Origin of the sequence: Nonomuraea sp. NPDC050691, assembly GCF_040654455.1 — a bacterium.
In the GTDB taxonomy this organism is placed as follows: domain Bacteria; phylum Actinomycetota; class Actinomycetes; order Streptosporangiales; family Streptosporangiaceae; genus Nonomuraea.
The window spans coordinates 1-4,775 of record NZ_JBFAIA010000306.1 but is presented as its reverse complement, the minus strand read 5'-3'; the positions used below and the strand labels follow the sequence as shown (position 1 = coordinate 4,775).

Below are 4,775 nucleotides of genomic sequence, written 5' to 3'. Positions count from 1 at the left end.
GCCTCGACGCGGGCCACCCGCTCCAGCAGGCCGTCCTCGGCGAGGCCGCGCGCGAACTTGTGCGCGGCGGCCATCGGGCCGCCGGTGTGCGAGCTCGACGGGCCGATGCCGACCTTGAACAGGTCGAAGACGCTGATCGCCATTGATGTGCGCCTTTCAGCAGGGCCGGGGCCCGGCGGGCCCCGGCGGGTGGGTCAGGACTCGCCCGAGGTGAGGGCTGTGTACTCCTCAGCCGAGAGCAGGTCCTCGGGGTCGCCCTCGACGCGCACGCGGAACATCCAGCCGTCGCCGTACGGGTCGGTGTTGGCCAGGGAGGGGTCGTCCACCACGGCCTGGTTGACCTCGACGATCTCGCCGCCCACAGGGGAGTAGATCTCGCTCACCGACTTGGTGGACTCGACCTCACCGACCGAGTCGCCGGCCGCGACGGTCGTCCCCGCGTCGGGAAGCTGGACGAACACCACGTCACCAAGGGCCTCGGCGGCGTACGCCGTGATGCCGATGGTCACCGTGATGGCCTCGTCAAGGCCGGCCACCCACTCGTGCTCCTTGGTGTAGCTCAGCTCGTCAGGGATGTTGCTCACTTGTTCCTCCTGTAGAAAGGCAGCTCCACGAGGTCCATGTCCTCATGGCTGCCCCGGATGTCCACGGCCAGACCTTCGTCCGCCCCGGCCTCGACGTAGGCCATCGCGATGGGCCTGCCCAGGGTCTGGGACGGGGCACCGCTGGTGACCTCGCCGACGACGGCACCGTCCTTGGTGACCGGGTACCCATGGCGGGGCACCCGTCGGCCCCGGGCGACGAGGCCGACGAGCCGGCGCCGCGGCGGCGTGTCCTTGACCGCCTCCAGCGCCGACCTGCCGACGAAGTCGCCCGGCTTGTCGAATTTCACCACCCTGCCCAGCCCGGCGTCGAACGGGGTCAGGTCGGGGCCCAGCTCGTTGCCGTACAGCGGCATGCCCGCCTCCAGGCGGAGCGTGTCACGGCTGGACAGGCCGGCCGGCCGCAGCCCGTACGGCTCGCCGGCCCGCGTGAGGGCGTGCCAGAGCGGCACGGCGTCCTCGTTGGCCACGAACAGCTCGAACCCGTCCTCGCCGGTGTAGCCGGTGCGCGCGATGAGCGCCTGCCGCCCGTCGACCACGCCGGGCAGGCCCGCGTAGTACTTGAGGCCGGGCAGGTCGGCGTCGGTGAGGGTGGCGAGGATCTCCTGGGCGTGCGGCCCCTGCACGGCGATCAGCGCGTACTGCTCGGAGCGGTCCTCGACGGCCGCGTCGTACGGCTTGGCGCGATCGGCCAGCTCGGCGGCCACCTTCTCGTAGTTGGAGGCGTTGGCCACGACCATGAACTCCTCCTCGCCCAGCCGGTAGACGATGAGGTCGTCGAGCACTCCGCCGCGCTCGTTGACGATCATGGTGTAGCGGGCCCGGCCCGTGGCGAGTGCCGACAGGTGGCCGACCAGCGCGTAGTCGAGCGCCTGCCCGGCCTGCGGCCCGGTGACGAAGATCTCGCCCATGTGCGAGAGGTCGAACAGCCCGGCCGCGGTCCGCACGGCGTTGTGCTCGGCGGACTCGCTGCCGTAGCGCAGCGGCATGAGCCATCCGGCGAAGTCGGTGAGGGTCGCGCCGAGACTCTCGTGGACGTCTCGCAACGGTGTAGGTCGGGACATTTCGCACCTCAGGGCAGGGTCGGATGCCAGGATCCTCCCCCTCTGTCATGGATGCCTGAGAGCTTCGCCCGGGCTTTGCCGGACTTTCACCTTCGGCGAGGCCCGCGGGCCTGCTTTCCAGAGGTCACCTCGTCCGCGCGGTCCTTTGCCTTGAGAGGTTCGCGGGGAGGGCTTGCTCCTTCAGGGGCCCTGGATGGCTGTCAGGGCGCTCTCCCGCACGGTTTCGCCGGTGATGCCCGCCAGCCTAGTGCCGGGACGGGGCTGTTGTCGCGTGCGGGCCCGGCGCCGCGCCCCGTATCGTCAGCAGGCGGCCACCAGGGCCTCGAACAGGGCGCAGTCGTCCGCCGCCTCCGGATGCCACTGCACGGCCACGGCGAACGGGTGCCCGTCGAGCTCCACGGCCTCCACCGTGCCGTCGGCGGCCGTGGCAGTCACGCTCAGCCCCCGCCCGAGCCGGTCGGCGGCCTGGTGGTGGTAGTGCGGCACCTCCACCGGCTCGGTGCCGAGCGCCTTGGCCAGCCGGGAGCCCGGCGCCGGCCGTACGGGCAGGTGGCCGAACACGCCCGGCCCGGGGGAGTGCTCCGTGTGGCCCACCACGTCCGGCAGGTGCTGGTGGAGGCTGCCGCCGAGCGCCACGTTGAGCACCTGGAGCCCGCGGCAGACGCCGAGGTAGGGCACCTCCCGCTCCAGCGCGGCCTCCAGCAGGGCGAACTCCGCGTCGTCGCGGAAGCCCCGGACATAGCTGACGCGCTCGTGCGGCTCCTCCTGGTAGCGGGCGGGGTCGATGTCGCCCCCGCCGGCCAGGATGAGCCCGTCCAGCCGCGCCGCCACCGGGCCGGGCTCGCCGGCCGGCGGCAGCAGCACCGGCTGCCCGCCGGCCCGCACCACCTGCTCGACGTACATGAACGGCAGGAGCGCGGCGTCCTGCTCCCAGACGGTGTAGCGGGCGGGCTCCACGTAGGTCGTGATGCCGATGACCGGACGGGACACGATCCGCGCCTCCCTCAGAGCGGCGTCACGTACGCGCCGGAGATGCCCCCGTCGACGAGGAACTCCGACGCCGTGATGAACGACGCGTCGTCGCTGGCCAGGAACGCGACCGCGGCGGCGATCTCCGTCGCCTCGGCGAAGCGGCCGACCGGCACGTGCACGAGCCGCCGCTGGGCGCGCTCCGGGTCCTTGGCGAACAGCTCCTGGAGCAGCGGCGTGTTGACCGGACCCGGACACAGGGCGTTGACCCGGATGCCCTCGCGGGCGAACTGCACGCCGAGCTCGCGCGACATGGCGAGCACGCCGCCCTTGGAGGCGGTGTAGGAGATCTGCGAGGTCGCCGACCCCATGACCGCCACGAACGACGCCGTGTTGATGATCGAACCCTTGCCCTGACGCCGCATGTACGGGATGGCGTGCTTGCAGCACAGGTAGACGCTGGTCAGGTTGACCTCCTGGACGCGGCGCCAGGCGTCGAGCCCGGTCTCCAGGATCGAGTCGTCGTCGGGCGGCGAGATGCCGGCGTTGTTGAACGCGACGTCCACGCTGCCGTAGGTGTCGAACGCCGTCCGGTACATCCGCTCGACGTCGGCCTCGCTCGTCACATCCGCCTGTACGAACAGCCCGCCGACCTCGGAGGCGGCCTTGGTGCCGGCCTCCTCGTCGACGTCCACGCACACGACCCGGGCGCCCTCCTCGGCGAACCGGCGGGCCGTGGCCAGCCCGATGCCGCTGCCCGCGCCGGTGATGACGGCGACGCGGTCCTGCAAACGCTGCATAGGTGTCACTCCCTGCTCAATTGGTCGTTCACCGCTCCTCATTCGCTTCGCGGAGTCCCTCCTTCGCCGGGCCTCCACTCCGCTCACTGCGTCGGGTTCACTCCGTTGAGATGAAGACGTTCTTGGTCTCGGTGAACGCGGACAGGGCGTCGGGGCCGAGCTCCCGGCCGAGGCCGGACTCCTTGAAGCCGCCGAACGGCGTCCAGTAGCGCACCGACGAGTTCGAGTTGACCGACAGGGCGCCGGCCTCGACGGCGCGGGCCACGCGCAGCGCCCGCCCGACGTCGCGGGTCCAGATGGAGCCGCTCAGGCCGTAACGGGTGTCGTTGGCGATCCGGACGGCCTCGGCCTCGTCGGCGAACGGCACGACCGACACGACCGGGCCGAAGATCTCCTCGGTGAAGGCGCGGTCGGTGACCTTCGAGGTGAGGACCGTCGCCGGGAACCAGTAGCCCTTGCCCTGCGGGCAGGTGCCCTGCAGGTGGGGCTGGTCCTCGACGAAGCCGCGCACCCGCGCGAGGTGCTCGGCGCTGACCAGCGGCCCCATCTCGGTGCTCTCGTCGAGCGGGTCGCCCACCTTGACGCCGAGCACCGCCGGCGCGAGGCGGTCGAGGAACTCGTCGTACACCTCGGCCTGCACGAGCAGCCGCGAACGGGCGCAGCAGTCCTGGCCGGAGTTGTCGAAGACCGCGTAGGGGGCGCTGCGGGCGGCCTTGTCCAGGTCGGCGTCCGCGAACACGATGTTGGCCGACTTGCCGCCGAGCTCCAGCGTGATGCGCTTGACGTGCGCCGCGGCCTTGGCCGCGATCTCCTTGCCCACCTCGGTCGAGCCGGTGAACACGATCTTGGCCACGTCCGGGTGCTCGACCAGCCGGGCCCCCGCCACCTCTCCTGCCCCGGGCAGGACCTGAAGCACCCCTTCGGGGAGGCCCGCGTCCAGGGCCAGCTCGGCCAGCCTCAACGCCGTCAGTGGCGTCCACTCGGCGGGCTTCACGATCACCGTGTTGCCCGCCGCGAGCGCCGGGGCGACGCCCCAGCTCGCGATCAGCATCGGGAAGTTCCAGGGCACGATGACGCCCACGACTCCCAGGGGCTCCTGGAACGTGACGTCCACGCCCCCGGGCACCGGGATCTGCTTGCCGTGGTTGCGCTCGGGCGCCCCCGCGTAGAAGTGGAGGACGTCACGGACCGCGCCCGCCTCCCAGCGGGAGTTGCCGATCGGGTGGCCGGCGTTGGCCGTCTCCAGCCGGGCCAGCTCCTCGCCGTGCGCGTCCACCAGGTCGGCGAAGCGGCGCAGCAGCAAGAGCTTGACCGTCGCCTCCTCCGGCCATCACAGCCGG

At 71.8% G+C, this 4,775-nt stretch carries 6 protein-coding genes and 1 riboswitch; all 6 genes read right to left on the bottom strand.

Annotated features, from left to right (window positions below; translation table 11 throughout):
- Positions 1–143: serine dehydratase beta chain (locus AB0H81_RS43830; RefSeq protein WP_358388139.1), on the bottom strand; the 143-nt coding region annotated here is incomplete at its 3' end.
- A gap of 51 nt (positions 144–194) precedes the next feature.
- Entirely contained in the window at positions 195–584 is a 390-nt protein-coding gene (gcvH, locus tag AB0H81_RS43825) for a glycine cleavage system protein GcvH (RefSeq protein WP_358388137.1), read from the bottom strand.
- A complete protein-coding gene (gcvT, locus tag AB0H81_RS43820) occupies positions 581–1,666 on the bottom strand; it encodes a glycine cleavage system aminomethyltransferase GcvT (RefSeq protein WP_358388135.1) in 1,086 nt (361 codons plus the stop codon). Before gcvT ends, gcvH begins: the two co-directional genes overlap by 4 nt.
- Before the next feature lie 128 nt (positions 1,667–1,794).
- A riboswitch (glycine riboswitch) is annotated at positions 1,795–1,892 on the bottom strand.
- Positions 1,893–1,966: 74 nt separating this feature from the next.
- A complete protein-coding gene (locus AB0H81_RS43815; protein ID WP_358388133.1) occupies positions 1,967–2,656 on the bottom strand; it encodes a gamma-glutamyl-gamma-aminobutyrate hydrolase family protein in 690 nt (229 codons plus the stop codon).
- Positions 2,657–2,670: 14 nt separating this feature from the next.
- On the bottom strand, positions 2,671–3,435 hold the full coding sequence (locus AB0H81_RS43810; RefSeq protein ID WP_358388130.1) for a 3-oxoacyl-ACP reductase: 765 nt from the start codon (positions 3,433–3,435) through the stop codon (positions 2,671–2,673).
- Between the two features lie 97 nt (positions 3,436–3,532).
- On the bottom strand, positions 3,533–4,738 hold the full coding sequence (locus tag AB0H81_RS43805) for an aldehyde dehydrogenase family protein (RefSeq protein WP_358388127.1): 1,206 nt from the start codon (positions 4,736–4,738) through the stop codon (positions 3,533–3,535).
- Positions 4,739–4,775 lie beyond the last annotated feature (37 nt).